26 protein-coding genes are annotated in these 23,584 nt (G+C 66.6%); 12 read left to right on the top strand and 14 right to left on the bottom strand.

Translation table 11 applies throughout. The annotated features are described in order from the left end of the window. Positions 1-70 precede the first annotated feature (70 nt). Positions 71-772 carry an alpha/beta fold hydrolase gene (locus tag QMX82_RS06570; protein WP_282281624.1) on the bottom strand — a complete coding sequence of 234 codons (702 nt, stop codon included), beginning with the start codon at positions 770-772 and terminating at the stop codon, positions 71-73. A gap of 112 nt (positions 773-884) precedes the next feature. Between QMX82_RS06570 and QMX82_RS06565 the strand changes: the two genes are divergently transcribed. The 5 genes from QMX82_RS06565 (at position 885) to rarD (ending at position 6,340) form a co-directional block, all read left to right on the top strand. Further along, a complete protein-coding gene (locus tag QMX82_RS06565) occupies positions 885-1,181 on the top strand; it encodes a hypothetical protein (RefSeq protein ID WP_273805748.1) in 297 nt (98 codons plus the stop codon). 58 nt (positions 1,182-1,239) lie between these two features. Beyond that, positions 1,240-1,977 carry a ComF family protein gene (locus QMX82_RS06560; RefSeq protein ID WP_282281616.1) on the top strand — a complete coding sequence of 246 codons (738 nt, stop codon included), beginning with the start codon at positions 1,240-1,242 and terminating at the stop codon, positions 1,975-1,977. A 66-nt stretch (positions 1,978-2,043) separates the two neighbouring features. After that, positions 2,044-3,933 carry a PhoX family protein gene (locus QMX82_RS06555; protein ID WP_282281614.1) on the top strand — a complete coding sequence of 630 codons (1,890 nt, stop codon included), beginning with the start codon at positions 2,044-2,046 and terminating at the stop codon, positions 3,931-3,933. 110 nt (positions 3,934-4,043) lie between these two features. Further along, complete coding sequence (locus tag QMX82_RS06550) at positions 4,044-5,018, top strand: serine/threonine protein kinase (RefSeq protein ID WP_158892922.1); 975 nt, start codon at positions 4,044-4,046, stop codon at positions 5,016-5,018. A gap of 401 nt (positions 5,019-5,419) precedes the next feature. Next, on the top strand, positions 5,420-6,340 hold the full coding sequence (gene rarD, locus QMX82_RS06545; RefSeq protein ID WP_273862391.1) for an EamA family transporter RarD: 921 nt from the start codon (positions 5,420-5,422) through the stop codon (positions 6,338-6,340). A gap of 76 nt (positions 6,341-6,416) precedes the next feature. Here rarD and secB read toward each other — a convergent pair whose 3' ends face one another. Genes secB through QMX82_RS06530 form a run of 3 tightly spaced genes read right to left on the bottom strand, consistent with a single transcriptional unit; the run spans position 6,417 to position 7,624 of the window. Continuing rightward, a complete protein-coding gene (gene secB / locus QMX82_RS06540; RefSeq protein ID WP_007159775.1) occupies positions 6,417-6,881 on the bottom strand; it encodes a protein-export chaperone SecB in 465 nt (154 codons plus the stop codon). Positions 6,882-6,908: 27 nt separating this feature from the next. Next, entirely contained in the window at positions 6,909-7,163 is a 255-nt protein-coding gene (gene grxC, locus QMX82_RS06535) for a glutaredoxin 3 (RefSeq protein ID WP_133861979.1), read from the bottom strand. A 41-nt stretch (positions 7,164-7,204) separates the two neighbouring features. Further along, positions 7,205-7,624 (bottom strand): rhodanese-like domain-containing protein, encoded by a 420-nt coding sequence (locus QMX82_RS06530; protein ID WP_093254972.1) that lies wholly within the window; start codon positions 7,622-7,624, stop codon positions 7,205-7,207. Positions 7,625-7,806: 182 nt separating this feature from the next. On the opposite strand from QMX82_RS06530, the gene QMX82_RS06525 reads away from it, so the two are divergent. From QMX82_RS06525 to QMX82_RS06510, 4 genes are all read left to right on the top strand, one after another. Beyond that, complete coding sequence (locus tag QMX82_RS06525; protein ID WP_208693592.1) at positions 7,807-8,418, top strand: NAD(P)-dependent oxidoreductase; 612 nt, start codon at positions 7,807-7,809, stop codon at positions 8,416-8,418. 133 nt (positions 8,419-8,551) lie between these two features. Continuing rightward, the gene (locus QMX82_RS06520; RefSeq protein WP_208693591.1) at positions 8,552-9,835 is read left to right on the top strand and encodes a murein hydrolase activator EnvC family protein; all 1,284 of its coding nucleotides are present in this window, start codon (positions 8,552-8,554) and stop codon (positions 9,833-9,835) included. Between the two features lie 29 nt (positions 9,836-9,864). Then, positions 9,865-11,208: a S41 family peptidase gene (locus tag QMX82_RS06515; RefSeq protein WP_282281597.1), complete on the top strand. Its 1,344-nt coding sequence runs from the start codon at positions 9,865-9,867 to the stop codon at positions 11,206-11,208. Continuing rightward, the gene (locus QMX82_RS06510; RefSeq protein WP_282281596.1) at positions 11,205-11,966 is read left to right on the top strand and encodes a divergent polysaccharide deacetylase family protein; all 762 of its coding nucleotides are present in this window, start codon (positions 11,205-11,207) and stop codon (positions 11,964-11,966) included. Before QMX82_RS06515 ends, QMX82_RS06510 begins: the two co-directional genes overlap by 4 nt. Positions 11,967-11,982: 16 nt before the next feature. On the opposite strand, the gene QMX82_RS06505 is transcribed toward QMX82_RS06510, so the two are convergent. The 10 genes from QMX82_RS06505 to QMX82_RS06460 all read right to left on the bottom strand — a co-directional run bounded on the left by QMX82_RS06505 (position 11,983) and on the right by QMX82_RS06460 (position 19,737). Further along, on the bottom strand, positions 11,983-12,744 hold the full coding sequence (locus tag QMX82_RS06505) for a substrate-binding periplasmic protein (protein WP_282281595.1): 762 nt from the start codon (positions 12,742-12,744) through the stop codon (positions 11,983-11,985). A 215-nt stretch (positions 12,745-12,959) separates the two neighbouring features. Continuing rightward, positions 12,960-13,721 (bottom strand): substrate-binding periplasmic protein, encoded by a 762-nt coding sequence (locus QMX82_RS06500; RefSeq protein ID WP_282281594.1) that lies wholly within the window; start codon positions 13,719-13,721, stop codon positions 12,960-12,962. 49 nt (positions 13,722-13,770) lie between these two features. After that, positions 13,771-14,529, bottom strand: a complete 759-nt coding sequence (locus QMX82_RS06495) for a substrate-binding periplasmic protein (protein ID WP_208693587.1) — start codon at positions 14,527-14,529, stop codon at positions 13,771-13,773. Positions 14,530-14,558: 29 nt separating this feature from the next. Further along, complete coding sequence (gene hisF / locus QMX82_RS06490) at positions 14,559-15,341, bottom strand: imidazole glycerol phosphate synthase subunit HisF (RefSeq protein WP_183632603.1); 783 nt, start codon at positions 15,339-15,341, stop codon at positions 14,559-14,561. A gap of 21 nt (positions 15,342-15,362) precedes the next feature. Continuing rightward, entirely contained in the window at positions 15,363-15,659 is a 297-nt protein-coding gene (locus QMX82_RS06485) for a chorismate mutase (protein WP_208693586.1), read from the bottom strand. 10 nt (positions 15,660-15,669) lie between these two features. Continuing rightward, on the bottom strand, positions 15,670-16,407 hold the full coding sequence (gene hisA, locus QMX82_RS06480) for a 1-(5-phosphoribosyl)-5-[(5-phosphoribosylamino)methylideneamino]imidazole-4-carboxamide isomerase (protein ID WP_007159787.1): 738 nt from the start codon (positions 16,405-16,407) through the stop codon (positions 15,670-15,672). 32 nt (positions 16,408-16,439) lie between these two features. Continuing rightward, entirely contained in the window at positions 16,440-16,697 is a 258-nt protein-coding gene (locus QMX82_RS06475) for a DUF2164 domain-containing protein (RefSeq protein ID WP_007159788.1), read from the bottom strand. Then, the gene (hisH, locus tag QMX82_RS06470) at positions 16,697-17,335 is read right to left on the bottom strand and encodes an imidazole glycerol phosphate synthase subunit HisH (RefSeq protein WP_208693585.1); all 639 of its coding nucleotides are present in this window, start codon (positions 17,333-17,335) and stop codon (positions 16,697-16,699) included. Before hisH ends, QMX82_RS06475 begins: the two co-directional genes overlap by 1 nt. Continuing rightward, entirely contained in the window at positions 17,335-17,928 is a 594-nt protein-coding gene (gene hisB, locus QMX82_RS06465) for an imidazoleglycerol-phosphate dehydratase HisB (protein ID WP_208693584.1), read from the bottom strand. Before hisB ends, hisH begins: the two co-directional genes overlap by 1 nt. A gap of 144 nt (positions 17,929-18,072) precedes the next feature. Beyond that, complete coding sequence (locus QMX82_RS06460; RefSeq protein ID WP_208693583.1) at positions 18,073-19,737, bottom strand: OFA family MFS transporter; 1,665 nt, start codon at positions 19,735-19,737, stop codon at positions 18,073-18,075. Positions 19,738-20,032: 295 nt separating this feature from the next. Here QMX82_RS06460 and QMX82_RS06455 point away from each other — a divergent pair, with 295 nt between their 5' ends. The 3 genes from QMX82_RS06455 to QMX82_RS06445 are packed head-to-tail and all read left to right on the top strand — an operon-like array spanning position 20,033 to position 23,582. Beyond that, positions 20,033-22,252 carry an AsmA family protein gene (locus QMX82_RS06455; protein WP_282281573.1) on the top strand — a complete coding sequence of 740 codons (2,220 nt, stop codon included), beginning with the start codon at positions 20,033-20,035 and terminating at the stop codon, positions 22,250-22,252. Then, a complete protein-coding gene (mutY, locus tag QMX82_RS06450; RefSeq protein WP_282281570.1) occupies positions 22,249-23,313 on the top strand; it encodes an A/G-specific adenine glycosylase in 1,065 nt (354 codons plus the stop codon). The genes QMX82_RS06455 and mutY overlap by 4 nt, the downstream gene beginning before the upstream one ends. Further along, on the top strand, positions 23,310-23,582 hold the full coding sequence (locus tag QMX82_RS06445; RefSeq protein WP_282281568.1) for an oxidative damage protection protein: 273 nt from the start codon (positions 23,310-23,312) through the stop codon (positions 23,580-23,582). Before mutY ends, QMX82_RS06445 begins: the two co-directional genes overlap by 4 nt. Positions 23,583-23,584: the final 2 nt, after the last annotated feature.

The raw sequence follows: 23,584 nt of genomic DNA, 5'->3' as shown, positions 1-23,584 counted from the left end.
ATGCGGGCCTCCAGAGGCTTTGCCAATGGAGGCCCGCATGACGCCGGGGTTCAGCGCCCGCGACGAGGGGTCAGGCCAGCCACTCCCGCAACAGCGACGTGGTCCGTTCCGGCAGCTCCAGTGGCGGCAGGTGGCCGCAGTCGTCCAGCACCACCAGACGCGAGCCCTGGATGCCGGCCGCCATGAGTTCGGCTTCGGCGGGCGGGGTGAGTTGATCCTGGGCGCCGACCACGATGAGGGTGGGCACCTGGACCTGGGCCAGGGTCGGCCGCGAGTCGGGGCGGTCGATGATCGACTGCTGCTGGCGCAGGAAGGCCTCCTTGCCCACCGCCTTGCCCATGGCCAGCACGGTATCGGCCACCGGCGTGCCCAGGCGAGAGGCATGGATCAGGCGTGGCAGCAGTTGCGGACTGATGCCGAGAAAGCGACCGCGCTCGGCCAGGTCGAGCATGGCGCGACGCTGGGTGGCACGCTCGGGGGTATCCGGGCTGGCCATGGTGTCGAACAGCGCCAGTCGCACTACCCGCTCCGGCGCCTGGCGCAAGATCTCGAAGGCCACATAGCCGCCCATGGACAGGGCACCCAGGACGAAGCGCGGCGGCGCCTCGGCCAGGACCCGGCGGGCCAGCGCGGCGATGCCAACCTCGCGAGTGAGGTCGGGGATGGACACTGGGCAGGTGTCGGCCAGGTCGGCAGCCTGGGTGGCCCAGAGGCGCTGGTCACAGAGCAGGCCGGGAAGCAGGATCAGGGGTAGCGCGTCGGTAGCTGTCATCACTAAGAACTTGAGAGACACTGCGGAAAACGCGCAGTGTAGCGCGGATCACCAGCGAACCCGGCGGGCTTCGCGGGTTCCAAGGGACATTGCCAAGGATCTGGAAACATCCATGCGTACTGAAGGCTTCTTCGACTGGCTCGGCGCGGCGCTCGGCCAAGTCATCCGTTTCATCATCGACCTGTTCGGCTCGGTCCTCGGCGGCATCGCCGATGCCGTGCACGACTTCCTCCATGGCATGGCGCGCTCCATCGGCATGGACGACTCCTATATCAGCTTCGTGGTCCTGGCCATCGGCCTGTTGCTGCTCTACGCCGCGGTACGGGCCTTCATGGCCCGCTCGATAGTGGGCGGCGTCATCTGGCTGGTCCTGGGCCTGATGGTGATGGGCTGGCTGATTCGCGGCTGACTGGTGGCCAGGCCGGCGGCCTGGCACAGTAGGGCTCTCGCTCGGCACGGATGCCGTCATGACCTTACCCCTTTCTCGCGCGCTGAAACGCCACTGGCGACGCTTGCGCCCCGGAACCGGTTGCGCGCTCTGCGCCGCCTGGCTTCCGCCCGGACTGCCACTGTGCGAAGGCTGCGACAGCGAACTGCCCTGGCTCGGGCCACACTGCCAATGCTGCGCCCTGCCCTTGCCGGTGGACGGGCTACTCTGCGGCAGCTGTCTGGTCAGGCCGCCGGCCTTCGACCAGGTACTGGCGCCCTGGCGCTATGCCTTTCCGGTCGACACCCTGATCAACAGATTCAAGCACCGCGACCAGGGCAGTCTCGGTCGCCTGGCCGGCGCGCTGCTGGCGCGGCATCTGCAGCATCTGTTCGACGAAGGCCAGCCACGCCCGGACCTGCTGCTGCCGGTTCCGCTCTCACCCTTACGCCTGCGCCAACGCGGCTTCAACCAGGCTGGCCTGCTGGCCAGCTGGCTCGGCAAGGCGCTGCAACTGCCGGTGGATGGCGGGTTATTGCAGCGGGTACAGGAGCAACAGAGCCAGCAGGGCCTGAGTGCCAACCAGCGGCGGCGCAATCTGAAGCAGGCCTTCGCCCTGGTGAAGGACGCCCAGCTGGAGGGTCGCCACCTGGCCCTGGTGGACGATGTCCTCACCACCGGCGCCACCGCCGACAGCCTGGCGCGCCTGCTCAAGCGCGCCGGCGCCGGGCGGGTCGACGTCTATTGCCTGGCGCGGACGCCACCACCCGGCGACTAGCCGCTGTCACCAAAACGTCATTTAGTCTGACTAGCCTCGCCTGCACACCGTGAGGGAGCCATGAGCATGCACAACGACCAGACCGATCTCGAACGCCTCGTCCACTTCAGCCGCCGCCGCTTCATCGGCGCGGGTGCCCTGGCCAGCGCGGCCCTCTTCCTGGGCGGCGGCCTGCTCGGGCGCAGCGCCCTGGCCGACGCTGTCAGCGAGGCCACGGGCAATCCCCTGATCGGCTTCGCCAACATCCCGGCCTCCACCGCCGACACGCTGGTGGTGCCGCCCGGCTATCGCGCCAGCGTGCTCATCAGCTGGGGCCAGCCACTGCACACCGATGGCCCGACCTTCCGCCCCGATGGCAGCCCCAGCGCCGCCGACCAGGCGGTGCAATTCGGCGACAACAACGACGGCATGGCCTTCTATCCCTTCCCGGACGATCCGGATCGGGCACTGATGGCGATCAACAACGAATACACCAACTACCGCTACCTGCTCAGCCACGGCACACCGCCCAAGTCTCTGGAAGACACCCGCAAGGCTCAGGCCGCCGAGGGCGTCTCGGTGATCGAGGTGAAGCGCGTGGACGGCCAATGGCACTTCGTCCAGGGCTCGCCCTATAACCGCCGGGTACACGGCAACACGCCCATCGCCGTCAGCGGTCCGGCTGCCGGCCACGACCTGCTCAAGACCGCCGCCGACCCGGCCGGACGCGAGGTGCTGGGTACCTTCCAGAATTGCTCCAGCGGCGCTACGCCCTGGCATACCTACCTGACCTGCGAAGAGAACTTCACCGACGTCTTCGGCAGTCGCGACGCCAACCTGAAGTTCGATGCCGCCCAGAAGCGCTACAGCGTCAAGCATGTCGGTGTGGAGAACGACTGGCACCTGCACGACGACCGCTTCGACCTGGCGCAGAATCCCAACGAATTGAACCGCCACGGCTGGATCACCGAGATCGATCCCTTCGATCCCCAGGCCAAGCCGGTCAAGCGCACCGCCCTGGGTCGTTTCAAACACGAGAACGCCGCCCTGACCCGCACCCGCGATGGCCGCGTGGTGGTCTACATGGGCGACGACGAGCGCGGCGAATTCATCTACAAGTTCGTCAGCCGTGATCGCCTGCAGGACGATCCCAAGGCCAATCGCGAGCTGCTCGATCACGGCACCCTCTATGTCGCCCGCTTCGACGAAGGCGACCGTGATCCGAACCGCCCCAAGGGCCGCGGCCAGTGGCTGCCGCTGGTGCATGGCGAGAACGGCCTCACCGCCGCCAACGGCTTCGCCAGCCAGGCCGAGGTGCTCATCCACGCCCGCCAGGCCGGCACCCAGGTCGGCGCCACGCGCATGGACCGTCCGGAGTGGATCGCTGTCAGCCCCAAGGACGGCCAGGTCTATTGCACCCTGACCAACAACACCAAGCGCGGTGAAGACGGCATGCCGGTGGGCGGCCCCAATCCCCGCGCCAACAACCTCTACGGCCAGATCGTGCGCTGGCGCGAGAGCGACGACGATGCCGCGGCCCTGAGCTTCGACTGGGATCTGTTCGTCATCGCCGGCAATCCCAAGGTACACCCGGGCAAGCCGGAAGCAGGCTCGCAGCAGATCAATGCCGAGAACATGTTCAACAGCCCCGATGGCCTGGGCTTCGACGCTGCCGGCCGTTTGTGGGTGCTCACCGACGGCAAGTACAGCAACAAGGGCGACTACGAGGGCATGGGCAACAACCAGATGCTCTGTGCCGATCCGCGCAGCGGCGAGATGCGCCGCTTCCTGGTCGGCCCGGTCGGTTGCGAGGTCACCGGCCTGGCCTTCTCGCCGGACTACCGGACGATGTTCGTCGGCATCCAGCACCCCGGCGAGGAAGGCGGCTCCCAATTCCCGGAGCAACGACCGGATGGCCAGCCCCGTTCCTCGGTGATGGTCATCAGCCGCGAAGACGGTGGTGTGATCGGCGCCTGACCGGCGAGCGGATAGCGCTCGAGCCTTCGCCATGGGGCTCGGGCATGCGCTAGCATCTCCCGGATGCAGGGTGGCAATCGCCATCGTCCCCCGTGACCGAGGAGCGCGCCATGTCTCATCCGTTCGAAAATCTGAGTCCCGACCTCGTCATCGACGCCATCGAAAGCCTGGGCTATCTCAGCGATGCCCGGGTGCTGGCGCTCAATAGCTACGAGAATCGCGTCTATCAGATCGGCATCGAAGCCGAGACCCCGCTGATCGCCAAGTTCTACCGTCCGGATCGCTGGACGGACGCCGCCATTCTGGAAGAACACGCCTTTTCCGCCGAACTGGAAGAGCGCGAGGTGCCCGTGGTCGCACCCTTGCAGCGCGACGGCCAGACACTGTTCACCCATGCCGGCTTTCGCTTCGCGCTCTTTCCCCGCCGTGGCGGCCGGGCTCCAGAGCCGGGTGATCTCAACCAGCTGCATCGCCTCGGCCAGTTGCTCGGTCGCCTGCATGCGGTGGGTGCCAGCCGGCCCTTCCAGCACCGTGAGTCGCTGGACGTCCAGGGCTACGGCCATGCCTCCCTGGATACACTGCTGACCGGCAACTTCATCCCCAAGAGCCTGCTGCCCGCCTATGAATCCGTGGCGCGCGATTTGCTCCTGCGCCTCGACGAACTCTTCGAGAGTGTCAGCTACGACGTCATCCGCCTGCACGGCGACTGCCATCCGGGCAACCTGCTCTGTCGCGATGATGCCTACCATATGGTCGACCTCGACGATTGCCGCCACGGCCCGGCCATGCAGGATCTCTGGATGCTGCTGGCCGGCGATCGCCAGGAGCGGCTGACGCAGTTGTCCGAGCTGATGGATGGCTACGAGGAATTCCACGATTTCCAGCCGCGCGAGCTGGCCCTGATCGAGGGACTGCGCACCCTGCGGCTGATGCACTACAGCGCCTGGCTGGCGCGCCGCTGGGACGATCCGGCCTTTCCCAAGAGCTTTCCCTGGTTCGGCAGCGAACGCTACTGGGGCGACCAGATCCTCACCCTGCGCGAACAGCGCGCTGCGCTGGACGAGGCGCCGTTGCGACTGTTCTAGCCTTTGTGCGACTCAGTGGAAAAGGCTGCGCCGTTTTCCACGCTACAGGCGCCAATGCCCCCCTTTCCCCTTGGGAGAGGGCCGGGGTGAGGGTAGGCCCCGCGATGAACTCTTCAATGGAAAAGACTGTGCCGTTTTCCAGGCTACAACACTGATCGCGGCCATGGGCCGCTCTTACCGGAACCTGACCCCCAGGAGCGGCCGCATTGGCGGACCACCATGGCCGCGATCAGACAATGCCTGCCGCCTACGCAGCGGTCGCAGCGGCGCACTGCCATGGCCGCGAGGGCGTGATGCCAGCCTGCCAGAGCTGACGACAGGAAGCCCCACCCATTCCGACATCCCGCAGCCCCTTGAGCTATCCTGCCCGGACAAGAAAGTTGCCTGCCTAAGGATCCCTCATGTCTGCCTTGCGCCAGGGTTACGCCCTGGGCCTTACCGCCTATGGGCTGTGGGGCTTGTTTCCGCTGTTCTTCAAACTGCTGGCGGCCCTGCCGGCGACCGAGATCCTGTTCCAGCGCATCCTCTGGTCCGCCCTGTTCAGCGCCCTCCTGCTGCTGGTCTGGCGCCATCGCGGCTGGTGGGCAGAGTTGCGCGCCCACCCGCGACGGCTGCTCTGGCTGGCGGTATCCGGCGCGCTGGTGGCCTGCAACTGGCTGGTCTATATCTGGGCGGTCAACAACGCCCATGTGGTCGAAGCCAGCCTGGGCTACTACATCAACCCGCTGGTCAACATCCTGCTCGCCCTGGTGATTCTCGGCGAGCGCCTGCGCCCGCTGCAGTGGATCGCCGTGGGCCTGGCGGTGCTGGGCGTGGCCCAGCAGCTGTGGACCCTGGGGCAACTGCCCTGGGTCTCCCTGGCGCTGGCGCTGAGCTTCGCCTTCTATGGCCTGGTGCGGCGGCAGACGCCGGTGGCCGCCCTGCCGGGCATGGTGGTGGAGAGCTGGATGCTGGTGCCGATCGCCCTGGTCGCGCTGCCGCTGCTGACCCCGGGGGTGAGCCTGGAGGCCGAGACCTGGCAGTCCTCGCTGGGCCTGCTGATCGTGCTGGCCGGTCCGGTCACCCTGATTCCCCTGCTGTGCTTCAACGCCGCGGCGCGCAAGCTGCCCTATTCGACGCTGGGCTTCCTGCAGTACCTGGCACCGACCCTGGTGCTGATCCAGGCGGTCTGGCTCTATGGCGAGCCCTTCCCGCGCGAGCGACTGTTCGCCTTCAGCTGCATCTGGACGGGCCTGGCCGTGTTCAGCTTCGATCTCTGGCGCGCCAGCCGCAAGCTCAGAGCGGGCGCAAAGGCGCGCGAGCCAGAGGCAGACAGGGCCTAGCCACGCCAAAAAAAGACCTGGGACCGGACAGCAGAACGCCCCTCGCAAGGGGCGTCCGGTACCGCAGCGGCGCCGATCAGGCTTCACCAGCGGTCTGCATGCGGGCCAGTTCCTGGGCGTAGAGGGCGTCGAAATTCACCGGCTGCAGCATCAGCGCGGGGAAGGAGCCACGCACCACCATGTTGTCCAGCGCCTCACGGGCGTAGGGGAACAGGATGTTGGGGCAGAAGGCGCCCAGGGCATGGGCCATGGAGGCGGCGTCCAGGCCCTTGATCAGGAAGATGCCACCCTGCTGCACTTCGGCGATGAAGGCAGTCTCTTCGTTGTTCTTGACGGTCACGGTCAGGGTCAGCACCACTTCGTGGAAGTCGTCGCCCAGGGTCTTCTGGCGGGTGGCCAGGTCCAGGTTGACGTTGGGCTGCCAGTCCTGACGGAAGATCTCGGGGCTCTTGGGCGCCTCGAAGGACAGGTCGCGGATGTAGATGCGCTGCAGGGAGAACTGAGCGCCGTCTTCCTGGGCGCCATTGGCTTGGTCGGTCATGGTAGGGCCTTGAGTTGTGAGTGTTGGTCAGGCGGACAGCAGCGGATCGAGACGTCCGCTTCGGTCTAGGGCATAGAGCTCGTCGCAACCGCCGACGTGGGTGCTGCCGACCCAGATCTGCGGCACGCTGGTGCGACCGGCCTTGCGGGCCATCTCGCTGCGCAGCGCCGGCTGGCCGTCGACGGAGACTTCCCGGTAGGCCACGTTCTTGCGATCGAGCAGGTGCTTGGCTCGATGGCAATAGGGACACCAGGCACTGGTATAGATGACGACGTCAGACATGCGCGGTCTCCAATGGCCGATGGGGCGGCCACGCTAGGGGTTCACTTCACCAGGGGCAGGTTTTCTGCGCGCCAGGTGGCGATGCCGCCGTTCAACCGGGCGGCGGTGAAGCCGGCCTTCTGCAGATCGCCGCACACGGCACCGGCTTGCTGGCCGGCGCTGTCCACCACGATCAGGGTCTTGGCCTTGTGCTTCTCCAGTAGAGACAGGCTGCTGGCGACTTTCTCCTGAGCGATGTTCAGCGCGCCGACGATATGCCCGGCGGCAAAGTCCTTGCTCGGACGGATGTCGAGGACCACGCCCTGCTCGCGGTTGAGCAGGTTGGTGAGTTCAGCGGTGGACAGGCTGCGCCCGCCACGACGGGTCTCGTTGAACAGCATCAGGGCGACGATGGCGAGGAAGGCGGCGACGAGAAGCGGATGATGGGTGGCGAATTCAACCGCCCGACCGATAAATTCCATAATGAAAGAGCTATCCAAGGAGGGCTAAAAATGCTGGCCAGTATACACAGCCCCCCGATGCCGCCATACCCTCGCCGACCCGGGGTTATCGGCAGGTAACCAGCTCATCTCGAACTGCCTCCTTGGCGGCTTCCGCGGCTCTGCCTAGGCTTGGCTTCCCTTCACTTCCGAGGAATCCAGCCATGACCTCCATCGCCCTGCTCGGCGCCACCGGCAACGTCGGCAGCCGCCTGCTCGACGAAGCCCTCTCCCGCGGCCATCGAGTCACCGCCCTGGCAAGGGATCCCGCGCGCCTGGCGTCGCGGCCCGACCTGACGGTGATCGCGGGCGATGTCACCGATCTGCAGGCCGCCCCGGCCCTGGCCGGTCACGAGGTGCTGATCAGCAGCCTGAGATTCGCCGACCTCGCGCCGAGCGCCCTGCTCGATTTCGCCCGGGCCACCGGCATCCCCCGCCTGCTGATCGTCGGCGGCGCCGCCAGTCTGAATCTGCCGGACGGCTCGCGGCTGTTCGATGCGCCGGCCTTTCCCGCGGAATACCGCAGCGAAGCCGGCGCGGCCATCGCCGCCCTGGACACCTTGCGCACGGTGAGCGACCTCGACTGGGTGTTCGTCAGTCCGCAGATGGTCTTCGCGCCCGGCACCCGTACCGGGCGGTTCCGCCTGGACGACGATGCCCTGCTGTTCGACGCGGCCGGCGACAGTCATATCTCCTACGAGGACTTCGCCGTGGCTCTGCTGGACGAGGTCGAACGGCCCGCTCATCACCGCACCCGCTTCACTGTCGGCTATTGAAGTAGAAATGCCCCCTCGTTCGCAGCCTGGCCGCCTGGTCGGGCTGTGAACGCTGAACGGCGTACCTTGCCGTTTTTTTTGCCGGATGTGACGGGCATACTAGGCGCTTCGCCCTAGAAACGTACGACCTCGCATGCGCCGTGTTCTCGCCCTTCTCCTGCTTGCCAGCGTTCTCGCTCCCGCCCTGGCCGACGACCGCGCCGATACCCAGCGGCAGATCGAGCAGACCCGCCGGGAAATCCAGGAGATGCAGAAGGTCCTCAAGCAGGTGCAGGCCGAAAAGTCCGGCGTGCAGAAGCAGCTGCAGGGTACCGAGACCCAGATGGGCGAGCTGGAAAAGCAGGTCGACTCGCTGCAGAAGCAGCTGGAGAACGGCGAAAAAAAGCTGCAAGAGCTGGACGGGCGCAAGAAGAAGCTCGACCAGTCTCGCGCTGAGCAACAACAGCTGATCGCCGTGCAGGTGCGTGCCGCCTACCAGAGTGGCCGCCAGGAATACCTCAAGCTGCTGCTCAACCAGGAGCATCCGGAAAAGGTCAGCCGCACCCTCACCTACTACAACTACCTGAATCGCACCCGGCTGGATCAGCTCGCCACCTTCAACGACACCCTGCGCGAGTTGCGCGAGGTGGAACAGGGCATCCAGCAGGAACAGGGCGACCTGGTCGCCCGCCGCGAAGACCTGGAAAAGCGGCAGGCGGAGCTCGCCGAGGTGCGCAAGGAGCGCCAGGCGGCGCTGGCCAAGATCAACGCGGACTACCGCGACAAGAGTCGCGAGATCGAGAGCCGCGAGCAGGATCAGGCAGCGCTGAACAAGGTGCTCAAGACCATCGAGGAAACCCTCGCGCGCCAGGCCCGCGAGGCCGAGGAAGCCCGGCAGCGGCAGCTCGCCGAAGCCCGCGCCGCCCAGGCGCGGGAAGCGGCACGGCGCCAGGCGCAAAGCGAGACGAAAGCCCCACGCCCCTCGAACGCCCCGGAGCTGGCGGTGTCTAGTGCAGCACCTGCCTATGGCGGCGCCTTCGCCAGTGCCCGCGGCAAGCTGCCCTGGCCGGTCGATGGCCGTCTGGTCGCCCGCTTCGGCAGTGCCCGCGGCGACGACCCCCGCGCGAAATGGGACGGTGTCCTGATCGCGGCCGGTGCCGGTACCCGGGTCAAGGCCGTGCACGACGGCCGGGTGGTCTTCGCCGACTGGCTAAGAGGCGCCGGCCAACTGGTTATCATCGATCATGGGAATGGCTATCTCAGCCTGTACGGACATAATCAGAGCCTGCTCAAGTCTGCGGGTGACGTGGTCAAGGCCGGGGATGCCATCGCGACCGTCGGCGCCAGCGGCGGTCAGGAAGCCTCCGCCTTGTACTTCGCCATCCGCCAACAGGGCCGCCCGACGGACCCGGTCATCTGGTGCCGTGCTCAGGGATAGTGCGACACACCTCGGTTTAGGAGCTGCACATGCCGCATCGCTTTCGTCCCACCGTCCTGGTCCTCGCCCTGTTGTTCGGTGGCGTCGGAGTCGTCCAGGCGCAATCGCCGCAGAGCACGCCGGCCGCGGTGACACCGGTCGCACCGGGCGCCGCGCCCGCGGCTCCGGCCAGCGCTCCGCTGCCGCTGGACGAGCTGCGCACCTTTGCCGAGGTGTTCGACCGCATCAAGGCCGCCTATGTGGAGCCGGTGTCGGACAAGGTCCTGCTGGAAAACGCCATCAAGGGCATGCTCAGCAACCTGGATCCGCACTCCGCCTATCTGGAGCCCAAGGACTTCGCCGAACTGCAGGAAACCACCAGCGGTGAATTCGGTGGTCTGGGCCTGGAAGTCGGCCAGGAGAACGGCTTCATCAAGGTGGTCTCGCCCATCGACGACACCCCGGCGGCCAAGGCGCGCCTGCAACCGGGCGATCTGATCGTCAAGATCGACGGCCAGCCGACCAAGGGCCAGGCCATCAACGAAGCGGTCGACAAGATGCGCGGCAAGCCGGGCAGCCCCATCGTGCTGACCATCGTCCGCGGTGGCGGCCAGCCATTCGACGTCAAGCTGGCGCGGGCGGTGATCAAGGTCAACAGCGTCAAGAGCCAGCTGCTCGAATCCGGCTACGGCCTGCTGCGCATCTCACAGTTCCAGGTGAATACCGGCGAAGAGACGGTCAAGGCTCTCGCCAAGCTGCGTCAGGAAAACAAGGGCAAGCTCAAGGGCCTGATCCTCGACCTGAGAAACAACCCGGGCGGGGTGCTGCAGTCGGCGGTCGAGGTGGCCGATGCCTTCATGACCCACGGCCTGATCGTCTACACCAAGGGCCGCCTGCCCAATTCCGAATTGCGCTTCTCGGCCGATGCCGCCGATCCCAGCGAGAAGGTGCCCCTGGTGGTGCTGATCAACGGCGGCAGCGCCTCGGCCGCCGAGATCGTCGCCGGCGCCCTGCAGGATTCCAAGCGCGGCATCCTCATGGGCACCGACAGCTTCGGCAAGGGTTCGGTGCAGACGGTGCTGCCGCTCAACAACGACCGGGCGCTCAAGCTCACCACGGCGCTCTACTACACGCCAAGCGGCCGCTCCATCCAGGCCCAGGGCATCACTCCGGACATCGCCGTGGCGCCGGCCAAGGTCACCCCGCAGAGCGGTGGCGACGAATACTTCCGCGAAGCCGATCTGGCCGGTCACCTGGGCAATGGCAATGGCGGCGCCGATCGGCCTACCGGCAGCAAGGCGCCGAACCAGAGTCCACGGCCGCAGGATGACGACTTCCAGCTCTCCCAGGCGCTGTCGCTGCTCAAGGGACTCAACGTCACCCATACCCCGTGAGGGCTGGACGCTGGCTACTGGCCGGGGCGCTCGCCCTGGCCAGCACGCTCGCCCAGGCCGTCACCGCGCAGCTGACCATCGTCATCGACGACCTCGGGCAGAATCCGTCCCGGGATCGTCAGGTCCTGGCGCTGCCCGCGCCGGTGGTCCTGGCGATCATCCCCGAGACCCGCTACGCCGCCGAACTGGCCGCCGCGGCCCACCGTGCCGGGCGCACCGTGTTGCTGCACCTGCCCATGGACCCGGCCGGCGGTCCCTATGCCTGGCATCCGGAGATGTCTTCGGCCGAGCGCCTGCAACGCCTGGACCGGGCGCTGGAGCGGGTACCCGAGGCGGATGGGGTGAACAATCACGAAGGCAGTCGCATGACCGCGGACCGACCGGCCATGGCCGAGTTGATGCAGGTCCTGCAGGAGCGTCACCTGCTGTTTCTCGACAGCCGCACCAGTGCTGCCACCGTGGCCGCGGCGGAAGCCCAGAAGATCGGCCTGGCCAGCGTCTCGCGCGATGTCTTTCTCGACAACGACGCCACCCCGGCGGCGGTGGCGGCCCAACTGGCCGAAGGCGTGCGCCTGGCCCAGCGCCAGGGCAGCGCGGTGCTGATCGGCCATCCGCACCCGGCGACCCTGGCGGTGCTGGCCCAGCAGCTGCCGCTGCTCAAGGTCCAGGGCGTGGAAGTCATCGACCTGCCGCAGATGATCGCCCTGCGCGCCAACCAGGCCATGCCCGGGCACGGCCGCGCCGGTCGCTATCGCTAGCGACCGCCTCCAGACGTCAGAGGTAGTTGTTGGTGATGCTGTCGATCACCCCTTCCTTGCGCATCTGCTCCAGGGCCGCCTTGAGGCGTGCCACCACTTCGTCGGGCGTGTCCTTGTTCAGCGCCAGATACTGATCCACCTCGTTGAAGCGAAGCAGCGTCTGCAAGCCGGTCACCCCCTGCTGCTTGGCGAGATAGCGGCCGACGGGATCGGCGGTAGCCCAGATATCGATCTGGCCTTTCACCAGTTTGTCGACGTTTTCCTGATCACGCAGGGCGTCGATGACCGGAATGCCCTGGGCGGTCAGCGTCTTGCTGATCACATCGTTGCGATAGGCACCGATGCGATAGCGGGCGGCGTCCTTGAGCGTCTTGATGTCCAGCTTGCTGCCCGGCAGCGCCTGCAGGGTCCAGCTCGAACGGCCGAAGGGTCCCACCCATTTGAACTGATCCTTGCGCGCCTCGGTGTAGGCGACGGAGAAGAGTCCGTAGTTGGGCGTCTTCTGGGTCAGCCGATAGATGCGGTCCCAGGGGAAGCGCAGCGAAAGGCTGTACTTGATGCCCGCGCGCCTGAACATCTCGCGGAGGACATCGGTGGCGATACCGTCAATGGCGTCATCGCGGGCGAAGTTCTTGTCATCCACCGACATGTTGAAGGGGGGATAATTCTCGGTCAGGAGCACGACCTGATAGTAATCCGGCAGCTCGGCACGGGCCTGGGTCAAGCCCAGCGTGCAACCCAGCAGTACACCTGCAAGACGCAACCACAGCTTTTGCATTGCAACTCCCTGGCGACGCAAGGCCGCATTTTCGAGGTTTCGTTGAGTATCCCTTTACAACGTTCAGCGCTCACTGCGGCTGGCCTCACCACGGCCGTCAAGGCTTCGCGGCCTCGTTTGCCTGCCTGGCCAATGCAAAATCCCTGGCACCTCGCGTCCAGACAGGGCGCTGGCGAACGCTCCACCGCCAGCGCAACTCGCCACGCGGCGGCGCACTAAAGATAGTTGTTGGTGATGCTATCCACCAGGCCTTCGCGGCGCATGGCATCCAGGGCCTGCTGCAGGCGGGTCACCACCTCGTCGGGGGTGTCCTTGTTCAGGGCCAGGTAGAGGTCGGATTCCTGGAAGCTGAGCAGGGTCTGCAGGTTGCTGACGCCCTGCTGCTTGGCCAGGTAGCGGGCGACCACGTCGGTGGTGGCCCAGACGTCGATCTCGCCCTTCTGCAACTTGGCGATGTTCTCCTGATCACGCAGGGCGTCGATGGGGACGATGCCCTTTTCCTGAATCATCAGGCTCACGGCGGAATTCTTGTAGGCACCGACGCGCAGCCGGGCTGCCGTGGCCAGGTCTGGCACCTTGAGGGTGCTGCCGGACAGCGCCATGAACACCTTGTGGGTCTTGCCCAGCGGCCCGACCCACTTGAACAGCGGCAGCCTGGACTCGGTGCGCGACACGGAGAACAGCGCGTAGTTGGGGCTTTCCAGGGTCAGGTTGTAGATGCGATCCCAGGGAAAGCGCAGCGAGAGGTTGTAGTCGATCCCGGCGCGCTTGAACATCTCGCGCACCAGATCGGCGCTGATGCCGTCGATGGCATCGTCACGCGCGAAGTTCTTGTCGTCCACCGCCATGTTGAAGGGCGGGAAGTTCTCGGTCAGCAGCACCACGCGATAGCCCGCTGGCAATTCCGCCCGGGCTGTCCCCAGGCCGAGGGTGCAACTCAACAGCACGGCGGCGATGGCCAACCAGGACTTGCGCATAGCTCTCTCCTCAGGCGACCGTTCGCGCCGATCGCTCGGCCCGCCGGGATCACAGATAACGATTGAAGATGGTCTGAACCGCACCGCTCTGGCGCATGTCGTCAAGGGCCTTCTGCAGCTTCTGTACCACCTCGTCGGGGGTCTGCTTGTTCAGCGCCAGGAACAGCTCGCCGCTGTTGAAGCGCAGCAGCATCTTGAGTCCGGTCACGTCTTCCTGGCGGGCTAGGTAGCGACCGGCGGGATCACCGGTGGCCCAGACATCGATCTGTCCCTTGACCAGGCGCTGCACGTTTTCCTGATCGCGCAGGGCGAGATCCGGCTGGAAGCCCTGCTGGAGGAGACTCTCGGCAATGGCGTCGCCCTTGTAGGCGCCGATCCTGAGCTGCTGCTTGCGGACGTCGTCCAGGCTGCGCAGCTGCAGGTGGCTGTCGGCGCGACCGAGCAGGACCCAGTCATCCGGGCCGATGGGACCGACCCATTTGAACAGGCCCTCGCGCTCCGGCAGCCGGGCGGTGACGAAGACGCCGTGGTCGGGCTGATCCAGGGCCATGCCGTAGATCCGCTCCCAGGGAAATCTCAGGGTGAGATTGTAGGAGATGCCGGCCTGCTTACACATCTCGCGGACCATGTCGACGGCGATGCCCTTGAGCTCGCCCTCGCGGGCGAAGTTCTTGCCATCCACGGAGAAGTTGTAGGGCGGGAAGTTTTCCGTCAGCAGCGTCAGCTGATAACCCGCCGGAAGCTCCGCCCTGACCGCGGTGGATACCAGCAGCAAACCGGCCAAGCAGGCCCAGACTCCCTTGCGCACGCCCCTCTCCCTGCCGGCACCGCCGGTGCTTAAGATTTTGTGGAGCGTATCACAATCCCTTTTTCGGCCAGGTACCGTTTAGCCTCGGGAATGGTGCATTCGCCGAAATGGAAGATGCTCGCGGCCAGCACCGCGGAGGCCTTGCCTTCGAGGATGCCGTCGGCCAGGTGCTGCAGATTGCCGACGCCGCCGGAGGCGATCACCGGGATACCCACCGCCTCGCTGACGGCGCGGGTCACGCCCAGGTCGAAGCCGTTCTTCATGCCGTCCTGGTCCATGCTGGTGAGCAGGATCTCGCCGGCGCCCAGGCCTTCCATCTTCTGCGCCCAGGCCACGGCGTCGAGGCCGGTGGGCTTGCGCCCGCCATGGGTGAAGATCTCCCAGCGCGGGGTTTCGCCGGGGCCGCTGACGCGCTTGGCGTCGATGGCCACCACGATGCACTGGGCACCGAAGCGTGCCGCGGCTTCGCCGACGAACTCCGGGGTGAAGACCGCCGCGGTGTTGATCGAGACCTTGTCGGCACCGGCGTTGAGCAGGTTGCGGATGTCCTGCACGGTACGCACGCCACCGCCCACGGTCAGCGGAATGAACACCTGGCTGGCCATGCGCTCCACCGTGTGCAGGGTGGTATCGCGGCCCTGGTGGCTGGCGGTGATGTCGAGGAAGGTGATCTCGTCGGCGCCCTGCTCGTTGTAGCGGCGGGCGATCTCCACCGGATCACCGGCATCGCGGATGTTCTCGAACTTGACGCCCTTGACCACGCGGCCATTGTCCACGTCCAGGCAGGGGATGATGCGTTTGGCCAGCGCCATGTTTCTCTCCAGAAGACGAAGTCAGGTACGTTGCTGCAAGGTGGCGTGTTCCGCCAACTCAGCGTCGATGAATGCGGCGATCATCGCCCGATAGACCCGCTCGACTACGACAGGTGACGCGTCAGCCTCGACGGCCAGCGCCTTGACCTTGGCGATGACCTGCTCGACGCGTTGTGGCGCACGCACTGCAGCATCGTCCTTCTTGAACCGCGCGGCCTGGCTGACATAGGCGCCACGCGCCGCCAGTAGCTGAACGATCTGCTGATCGAGTCCGTCGATCGCGGCGCGGACCTCATCGAGAGAAGAGCATTCGATCACTGCCGAGTCCTCAGACCTTGAAGTTGTCGCACAGCGCCTGGGCTTCGGCGACGTCGAGGGTGCCCTCGTAGATCGCCCGGCCGGTGATGGCGCCGATGATGCCCGGGCTGCGGGCGTCGAGCAGGTTCTGGATGTCGCCCAGGTTGTGGATGCCGCCGGAGGCGATCACCGGGATGCTGGTGGCTTCGGCCAGGGCACGGGTGGCCGGCACGTTGCAGCCCTGCATCATGCCGTCGCGTGCAATGTCGGTGTAGACGATGGCGCTGACGCCGTCGGCTTCGAAGCGACGGGCCAGGTCGGTGACCTGCAGCTCGCTGACCTCGGCCCAGCCGTCGGTGGCGACGAAGCCGTCCTTGGCATCCAGGCCGACGATGACCTTGCCGGGGAAGGCGCGGCAGGCTTCAGCGACGAATTCCGGCTGCTTGACCGCCTTGGTGCCGATGATCACGTAGCTGACGCCGGCACGCACATAGTGCTCGATGGTCTCCAGCGAGCGGATGCCGCCGCCGATCTGGATCGGCAGGCCGGGATAGCGCCTGGCGATGGCGGTGACCACCTCGCCATTGACCGGCTGGCCTTCGAAGGCGCCGTTGAGATCCACCAGGTGCAGCCGTCGGCAGCCGCCGTCGACCCACTGGGCGGCCATGGCCACGGGATCGTCGGAGAACACGGTGGAATCTTCCATGCGCCCCTGGCGCAGGCGGACACAGGCACCGTCCTTGAGGTCGATGGCGGGGATGATCAGCATGGCAATACCTTGGCTCGGGGGGTGAGGGCGATCTAGGGCTTTTCCAGCGCCCAGATGTCGCTTTCCAGGCTGTCGACACGCTCCCTGAGCAGGGTCTGCACGTCGGCAACCGCCTTGTTGTAGTACAGCGGCCCGCATTCGCGGGCGAAGAAATCCAGCAGCTCCTCGACTTCGAACCGCCCCAGGCGGACCTCGAAGCGGTCGTCCAGCAGGGTCTGCAAGGCCGTGACCAGACGCTGGCTCTGCTCGGGCTCGAGCGTCACCAGCGGCGCGGGCGGCTTGCGCGCCATTACCAGCGGCCGTCCCAGGCGAGGAAGTTGGCATAGAGTTGCAGACCGCAGTCGGCGCTCTTCTCGGGGTGGAACTGGGTGGCGAAGCGCGAGCCGTCGGCCAGCGCCGCGGCGAAGTCCAGGCCGTAATGGCCGCGACCGACCACCTGGCGCGGATTGCCGGCCTCGACATAGAAGCTGTGCACGAAATAGAAGCGGGCGCGATCAGGGATGCTGTGCCAGAGCGGATGGTCGAGCACATGGCCGACCTCGTTCCAGCCCATGTGCGGCACCTTGAGGGTCTCGCCCTCTTCCTGCATGCCGCCCGGGAAGCGGCGCACGGCGCCGGGGAACAGACCGATGCAGTCCACGCCGCCATTCTCTTCGCTGCGCTGCATCAGCGCCTGCATGCCGACGCAGACGCCGAGGAAGGGCCGGTCCTGGCTGACTTCGCGCACCAGTTCATCGATGCCCTGCCGGCGGATCTCGGCCATGCAGTCGCGGATGGCGCCGACGCCGGGCAGCACGATGCGGTCCGCCTCGCGGATCACCGCGGGATCGCCGGTCACCAGCACCTGGTGGCTACCGGCGTGCTCCAGGGCCTTGGCCACGGAGTGCAGGTTGCCCATGCCATAGTCGATGACGGCTACCGTCTGCATCACAGGCACCCCTTGGTGGAGGGCATGACACCGGCCATGCGCGGGTCTTCGGCAAGGGCCATGCGCAGGGCGCGGCCGAAGGCCTTGAACACCGTCTCGATCTGGTGGTGGCTGTTGACGCCGCGCAGGTTGTCGACGTGCAGGGTCACCTGGGCGTGATTGGTGAAGCCCTGGAAGAATTCGAGGAACAGGTCGACGTCCATGCGGCCCACGGTTGCTCGGGTGAAGGGCACGTTCCAGTGCAGTCCGGGCCGGCCGGAAAAGTCGATGACCACCCGCGACAGGGCTTCGTCCAGGGGCACATAGGCATGGCCGTAGCGCTGGATGCCCTTCTTGTCGCCGACGGCCTTGGTGAAGGCCTGGCCGAGGGTGATGCCGATGTCTTCCACCGTGTGGTGGTCGTCGATGTGCAGGTCGCCGCGGCAGTGGATATCGAGGTCGATCAGCCCATGGCGGGCGATCTGGTCGAGCATGTGCTCGAGGAAGGGGACCCCGGTGTCGAAGCGCGCTGCGCCCGTGCCGTCCAGATCCAGGGATACCTTGACCTGGGTTTCCAGGGTGTTGCGCTCGACGGTTGCCTTGCGTTCGGCCATAGCCTGCTCCGCGAAAATCGGTGGGCGAAAGGGCCGATATTATAGGGGCGCGGGGGCTGGATCGAAAGCGCGGCGGGACGAGGCGTCCCGCCGCGCGGGGCGCCCGCCCGGGGACGCCCGGTTACCGCCTGGTTCGGCTGCGACTCAGCTGAACAGGGCGGCGGTCTTTTGCAGGGTGATCCAGATGCCCCAGGCCAGCGGGATGCCCACGGCCAGCCAGGCGGCGATGGCCAGCGGCTTGGTCTTGGGATCGGCGCTCCACTCCAGCACCTGGGCGCTGCCGGCGTTGCTGTCGTGGCCACTGGCGCGCTCGACGGCGAGTTCGGCCTCGGTCATGAAGTGCTTGTCGGCGACCGGACGCACCAGCAGGTTGCAGATGAAGCCCAGCACCAGCAGACCGGCCAGGATGTACAGGGTGATGTCGTACACCTGGGCGCGGGGGATGCCCATGCTCAGCTGGTACTCGCGCAGGTAGTTGACCAGCACCGGACCGAAGACGCCGGCGGCGGCCCAGGCGGTGAGCAGGCGACCGTGGATGGCACCGACCATCTGGGTACCGAACAGGTCGGCCAGGTAGGCCGGCACGGTGGCGAAACCGCCGCCGTACATGGACAGGATCAGGCAGAAGGCGAAGACGAACAGCGCCACGCTGCCCAGGTGACCGGTCCAGGGCACGATGGCATAGAGCACGAAGCCCAGGGTGAAGAAGACGAAATAGGTCATCTTGCGGCCGATGTAATCGGAGAAGGATGCCCAGAAGAAGCGCCCGCCGATGTTGAACAGGCTCAGCAGACCGGTGAAGCCGGCGGCGATGGCGGCGATCTGCTTGAGCTGATCGGCGCTGAGTTCACCGTAGGCCAGGCCATTGCCCAGCAGACGGCCACCGAAGACTTCCTGCAGCAGCGGCGAGGCCATGCCGATGATGCCGATGCCGGCGGTCACGTTCAGGCAGAGCACGGCCCAGACCAGCCAGAATTGCGGGATGCCCCAGATCTTGCTCACGTGGACGTGGCGATTGGTGATCATGTTGCTGCCGGCCTTCTTGGTGGACGGCGTCCAGCCCGCGGGCTTCCAGCCGGTCGGCGGTACGCGGTAGCCCAGGGCACCGCTCAGCATGAACACGAAGTAGATCACCGCCATGACCAGGAAGGTCTGCCAGACACCGATTTCGGTGGCCGACGCGAAGTGACGCATCAGGGCGTCGGCCAGGGGTGCACCCACCATGGCGCCGCCACCGAAGCCCATGATGGCCATGCCGGTCGCCATGCCGCGCTTGTCCGGGAACCACTTGATCAGGGTCGACACCGGCGAGATGTAGCCCAGGCCCAGACCGATACCGCCGATCACGCCCGAACCCAGCCACAGCATCCAGATCTGGTGGGTATAGATGCCCAGGGCGGAGATCAGCAGACCACCGCACCAGCACAGGGCCGAGACGACCCCGGCCTTGCGCGGACCGGCGTGTTCCAGCCAGCCACCGAACAGGGCGGCGGAGCAGCCGAGGAAGATGAAGAACAGCGTGTAGATCCAGCCGAGCTGGGAGATCTTCCAGTCACAGGTGGCACTGAAGATCTGCTCGAAGAAGCCCATCTCGACCGGGCAGGCCACGGCGGCGGTGATGCCGATCGCCTTGGACAGCGGCAGCCAGAAGACCGAGAAGCCGTAGGCCATGCCGATGCACAGGTGGATGGCCAGGGCGGCCGGCGGCACCAGCCAGCGGTTGAAACCGGGCCGGGCGACAATGCGCTCCTTGGAAAGGAAAGCCGGACGTGCCGAAGCGACACCGCCAGCAGTGAGAGTAGTGCTCATGGGTTCAGCCCTTTTCTAGTGTATTGCGTCCAGGCCGGTGGACATTCCCTGCACGCTTCCCCGTAAACGAGTCAAAGAAACGGCGCCAACCGACCAGAGGTGCGCGACATTAAAGCGCACCCTAGCCAACTGCCAGCCCTGCTCATTTGCCAGGGTACGGGCGGCATCAGCCATCCGACGAAACGGGCGAGTACCACGGCTGTCACAGCGCCGACACCTCGATGTCATCGGGCGCGACCGAGCCCCTATACTGGCCAGTCGCGCCATCGCCCGTCGGAACAGGAATTTCCTCGTCATGAAAGCTTTCGCCAAAGTGCTGGGTATCGTCCTCGTCGGCCTGCTGCTGCTGCTGGTCGCCGTAGGCTTTGCCCTCACCCACCTGGTCGATCCCAACGACTACAAGGACGAGATCCGCCAGCTGGCGCGCGACAAGGCCAACGTCGACCTGCAGCTCAAGGGGGATATCGGCTGGAGTCTGTTCCCCTGGCTGGGCGTCGAACTGCACGATGCCACCCTGGCCAGCGCCGTCACCCCCGATCGCCAGCTGGCGCAGGTGCAGCGGCTGATCCTCTCGGTCCGCCTGCTGCCGCTGCTGCTGCGTCGCGACCTGGAGATGAGCGACATCAAGATCGACGGTCTGGACCTCACCGCCAGCCGCGATGACCAGGGCCGCACCAACTGGGCCGAGATCGGCCGCCCGGCGCCCAAGGCAGACCCGGGCGCCGCGCCGGCTGATACCTCCACGGGCACCCCGGGCGAGTCGACCACGGGACGCCAGCCGCTCAAGCTCAATGTCGAGAGCCTGACCGTGCGCAATTCCCGGGTCGAATACAGCGATGCCCGCAACGGCGCCCGCTATGCCTTCGAGGGTATCGACCTGGAGACCGGGGCCATCTACGCCGGCACGCCCATTCCCCTCAAGCTGGCCGGCACCGCCAGCACCACCCAGCCACCGGTCAACGCCACCGTGCTGCTCAAGGGCGAATTGCGCTTCGATCCGGCCAGCCAGCAGTACGCCCTGGACAATCTCCAGCTGACCGGCGACGCCAGTGGCGAGCCCTTCAACGGCAAGCTGGTCAACTATTCCGCCAGCGGCCAGCTGGCCGTCGACCGCCGCGCCCAGACCGCCGAGTGGACCAGCCTCAAGCTCACCGCCAACGACCTCAAGGCCCTCGGTGATCTCAAGCTGACCGGCCTGGAGAGCGATCCACAGCTGGCCGGGCGTGTCTCCATCGCCCGCCTGGACCTGCGCGCCTTCCTCGACAGTATCGGCGTCGAATTGCCGGCCATGGCCGATGCCAAGACCCTGCAGCGCTTCGAGATGAATGCCCAGGTGCAGGCCAGCCGCAATGCCCTGGCGCTGGACGACTTCAACTTCCAGCTGGACGACAGCACCCTCAAGGGCCGCGTCGCCGTAGCCGACATCGCCCGCCGCGCCTTGCGCGTCCAGCTCAGCGGCGATCGCCTGGATCTGGATCGCTACCTGCCGGCCAAGGCCGCCGCGGCCCGCCAGGCCAATGGCGCGCGCCAGGAAGAGGTCGCCCAGGTCGACGCCATCGCCACCCAGGGCAACTCGCCGCTGCCCGAGGCGCCGACCCAGCACGCCTGGAGTCAGGAAACCCTGCTGCCGGTGGAGCGCCTGCGCAGCCTGGACGCCGAGGTCGACCTCGGCCTGCAGCACCTGACCCTCAATCGCCTGCCCTTCGAAGGTGCCAGCCTCAAGGCCAGGGCCGCTGACGGCCAGCTGCAACTCAGCGCCCTGGAAGGCGAACTGTTCGGTGGTCGCTTCGAGGCCAACGGTGCCCTCGACGTGCGCGGCGCCCAGCCGCAACTGACCGCCCGCGAGCGCATCAAGGGCGTACCGGTCGAGCGCATCCTCCAGGCCCAGGGCCAGAAGCCGCCAGTGGAAGGCCAGCTCGATCTGGACGCCGACCTGCGCAGCTCGGGTGCCAGCCAGCGCACCCTGATCGACAACCTGGGCGGTACCGCGCGCTTCGCCCTGCGCAACGGCCAGCTGATCGACGCCAATGTCGAAAGCCAGCTGTGCCAGGGCATCGCCCTGCTCAACCGCAAGCCGCTGGAGCTGCCCCACGGCGGCCAGAACACCCCCTTCCGCCAGTTGAGCGGCAGCCTCAGCATCGTCAACGGCGTGGCCCGCAACCAGGACCTCAGCGTCAGCGTGCCCGGCCTTGCGGTGAAGGGCGCGGGCGACATCGACCTGCGTACCCTCGGCCTGGACTACCGGCTGGGCATCACCGTGCAGGGCGACACCAACGCCGCTTCCGACCCTGGCTGCCAGGTCGGCGAGCGCTATGCGGATATCGAGTGGCCCCTGCAGTGCCGCGGCCCCCTGGAGCTGGGCGCCAAGGCCTGCCGCCTGGATCGCGAGGCCATGGGCCAGATCGTCGCCCGCGCCGCCGGCAATCGTCTGAACGAAAAAATCGAAGAGAAGCTCGGTGATAAGATCAGCCCCGACATCCAGAACGCCATCCGAGGGCTGCTGCAACGTCGATGACTGATGACGACTTTGGTACCGCCGTGCTGGCCTGGTACGACCTGCACGGTCGCAAGGACCTGCCCTGGCAACAGGGCGTGACGCCCTATCGCGTCTGGGTCTCGGAGATCATGCTCCAGCAGACCCAGGTCGCTACCGTACTGGGCTATTTCGATCGCTTCATGCAGGCGCTGCCTACCGTCGAGGCGCTGGCCGCGGCTCCGGAAGACGAGGTCCTGCACCTCTGGACCGGCCTCGGCTACTACAGCCGCGCGCGCAACCTGCACAAGGCCGCCAAGACCGTGGTCGAGCGTCATAGCGGCGAATTTCCCCGCAGCGTCGAAGCCCTGGCCGAATTGCCCGGCATCGGGCGCTCCACCGCCGGGGCCATCGCCAGCCTAAGCATGAACATCCGCGCCCCGATCCTCGACGGCAACGTCAAACGCGTCCTGGCCCGCTACACCGCCACCACCGGCTATCCCGGCGAACCCGCTGTGGCCCGCCGCCTGTGGGAAGTGGCCGACCGCCTGATGCCTCGCGAGCGGGTCGGCCCCTACACCCAGGCGATGATGGACCTGGGCGCCACCCTCTGCACCCGCAGCAAACCCAGCTGCCTGCTGTGTCCGGTCAAGCCGGGCTGCCGCGCCCACCTGCTGGGTCAGGAAACCGCCTTTCCCACGCCCAAGCCGCGCAAGACGCTGCCGCAGCGGCAGACGCTGATGCCGCTGTTCGTCAACGACGCCAATGCCGTGCTCCTGCAGCGCCGCCCCTCGACCGGTCTCTGGGGCGGTCTCTGGGGTCCGCCGGAGGTGGCCGATGCGGCCGAGCTCGAAGCCCTCGCCGAGCGCCAGGGTCTGGTCATCGACGAACGCCAGGCGCTGCCCGGCCTGGTGCACACCTTCAGCCACTTCCAGCTGGCCATCGAACCCTGGCTGGTACAGGTGGACCACCGCCAGCACCGCGTGGCCGAGGGCGACTGGCTTTGGTATAACCTCGCCTCCCCGCCGCGCCTGGGCCTTGCCGCCCCGGTGCAGAAACTGCTCAAGCGCGCCGAGCAGGCGCTCAAAGGAGAACCCGCATGACCCGCACCGTGATGTGCCGCAAGCACAAGCAGGAGCTGCCCGCCCTCGATCGTCCGCCCTATCCCGGCGTCAAGGGCGAAGACATCTATCAGCACGTCTCCAAGCAGGCCTGGGAAGAGTGGCAGAAGCACCAGACCATGCTCATCAACGAGCGTCGGCTGAACATGATGAACGCCGAGGATCGCAAGTTCCTGCAGGCCGAGATGGATAAGTTCCTGTCCGGCGAAGACTACGCCCAGGCCGAGGGTTACGTACCTCCCAGCGCCTGAGT

The organism is Pseudomonas sp. PS02302 (assembly GCF_029959585.1).
GTDB classification, from domain to species: domain Bacteria; phylum Pseudomonadota; class Gammaproteobacteria; order Pseudomonadales; family Pseudomonadaceae; genus Chryseomonas; species Chryseomonas aestiva.
This window is presented reverse-complemented; position numbering and strand designations above follow the sequence as displayed.

Bases quoted from the DNA above. Each gene is read 5' to 3' on its own strand.
- QMX82_RS06455 (WP_282281573.1), top strand. From the start codon at position 20,033: ATGAAAGCTTTCGCCAAAGTGCTGGGTATCGTCCTCGTCGGCCTGCTG.
- QMX82_RS06515 (WP_282281597.1), top strand. From the start codon at position 9,865: ATGCCGCATCGCTTTCGTCCCACCGTCCTGGTCCTCGCCCTGTTGTTC.
- QMX82_RS06505 (WP_282281595.1), bottom strand. From the start codon at position 12,744: ATGCAAAAGCTGTGGTTGCGTCTTGCAGGTGTACTGCTGGGTTGCACG.
- QMX82_RS06550 (WP_158892922.1), top strand. From the start codon at position 4,044: ATGTCTCATCCGTTCGAAAATCTGAGTCCCGACCTCGTCATCGACGCC.
- QMX82_RS06500 (WP_282281594.1), bottom strand. From the start codon at position 13,721: ATGCGCAAGTCCTGGTTGGCCATCGCCGCCGTGCTGTTGAGTTGCACC.
- QMX82_RS06565 (WP_273805748.1), top strand. From the start codon at position 885: ATGCGTACTGAAGGCTTCTTCGACTGGCTCGGCGCGGCGCTCGGCCAA.
- hisF (WP_183632603.1), bottom strand. From the start codon at position 15,341: ATGGCGCTGGCCAAACGCATCATCCCCTGCCTGGACGTGGACAATGGC.
- secB (WP_007159775.1), bottom strand. From the start codon at position 6,881: ATGACCGACCAAGCCAATGGCGCCCAGGAAGACGGCGCTCAGTTCTCC.
- QMX82_RS06570 (WP_282281624.1), bottom strand. From the start codon at position 772: ATGACAGCTACCGACGCGCTACCCCTGATCCTGCTTCCCGGCCTGCTC.
- rarD (WP_273862391.1), top strand. From the start codon at position 5,420: ATGTCTGCCTTGCGCCAGGGTTACGCCCTGGGCCTTACCGCCTATGGG.
- QMX82_RS06445 (WP_282281568.1), top strand. From the start codon at position 23,310: ATGACCCGCACCGTGATGTGCCGCAAGCACAAGCAGGAGCTGCCCGCC.
- grxC (WP_133861979.1), bottom strand. From the start codon at position 7,163: ATGTCTGACGTCGTCATCTATACCAGTGCCTGGTGTCCCTATTGCCAT.
- QMX82_RS06530 (WP_093254972.1), bottom strand. From the start codon at position 7,624: ATGGAATTTATCGGTCGGGCGGTTGAATTCGCCACCCATCATCCGCTT.
- mutY (WP_282281570.1), top strand. From the start codon at position 22,249: ATGACTGATGACGACTTTGGTACCGCCGTGCTGGCCTGGTACGACCTG.
- hisH (WP_208693585.1), bottom strand. From the start codon at position 17,335: ATGCAGACGGTAGCCGTCATCGACTATGGCATGGGCAACCTGCACTCC.
- QMX82_RS06475 (WP_007159788.1), bottom strand. From the start codon at position 16,697: ATGGCGCGCAAGCCGCCCGCGCCGCTGGTGACGCTCGAGCCCGAGCAG.
- QMX82_RS06525 (WP_208693592.1), top strand. From the start codon at position 7,807: ATGACCTCCATCGCCCTGCTCGGCGCCACCGGCAACGTCGGCAGCCGC.
- QMX82_RS06460 (WP_208693583.1), bottom strand. From the start codon at position 19,737: ATGAGCACTACTCTCACTGCTGGCGGTGTCGCTTCGGCACGTCCGGCT.
- QMX82_RS06555 (WP_282281614.1), top strand. From the start codon at position 2,044: ATGCACAACGACCAGACCGATCTCGAACGCCTCGTCCACTTCAGCCGC.
- hisA (WP_007159787.1), bottom strand. From the start codon at position 16,407: ATGCTGATCATCCCCGCCATCGACCTCAAGGACGGTGCCTGTGTCCGC.
- QMX82_RS06560 (WP_282281616.1), top strand. From the start codon at position 1,240: ATGACCTTACCCCTTTCTCGCGCGCTGAAACGCCACTGGCGACGCTTG.
- QMX82_RS06520 (WP_208693591.1), top strand. From the start codon at position 8,552: ATGCGCCGTGTTCTCGCCCTTCTCCTGCTTGCCAGCGTTCTCGCTCCC.
- hisB (WP_208693584.1), bottom strand. From the start codon at position 17,928: ATGGCCGAACGCAAGGCAACCGTCGAGCGCAACACCCTGGAAACCCAG.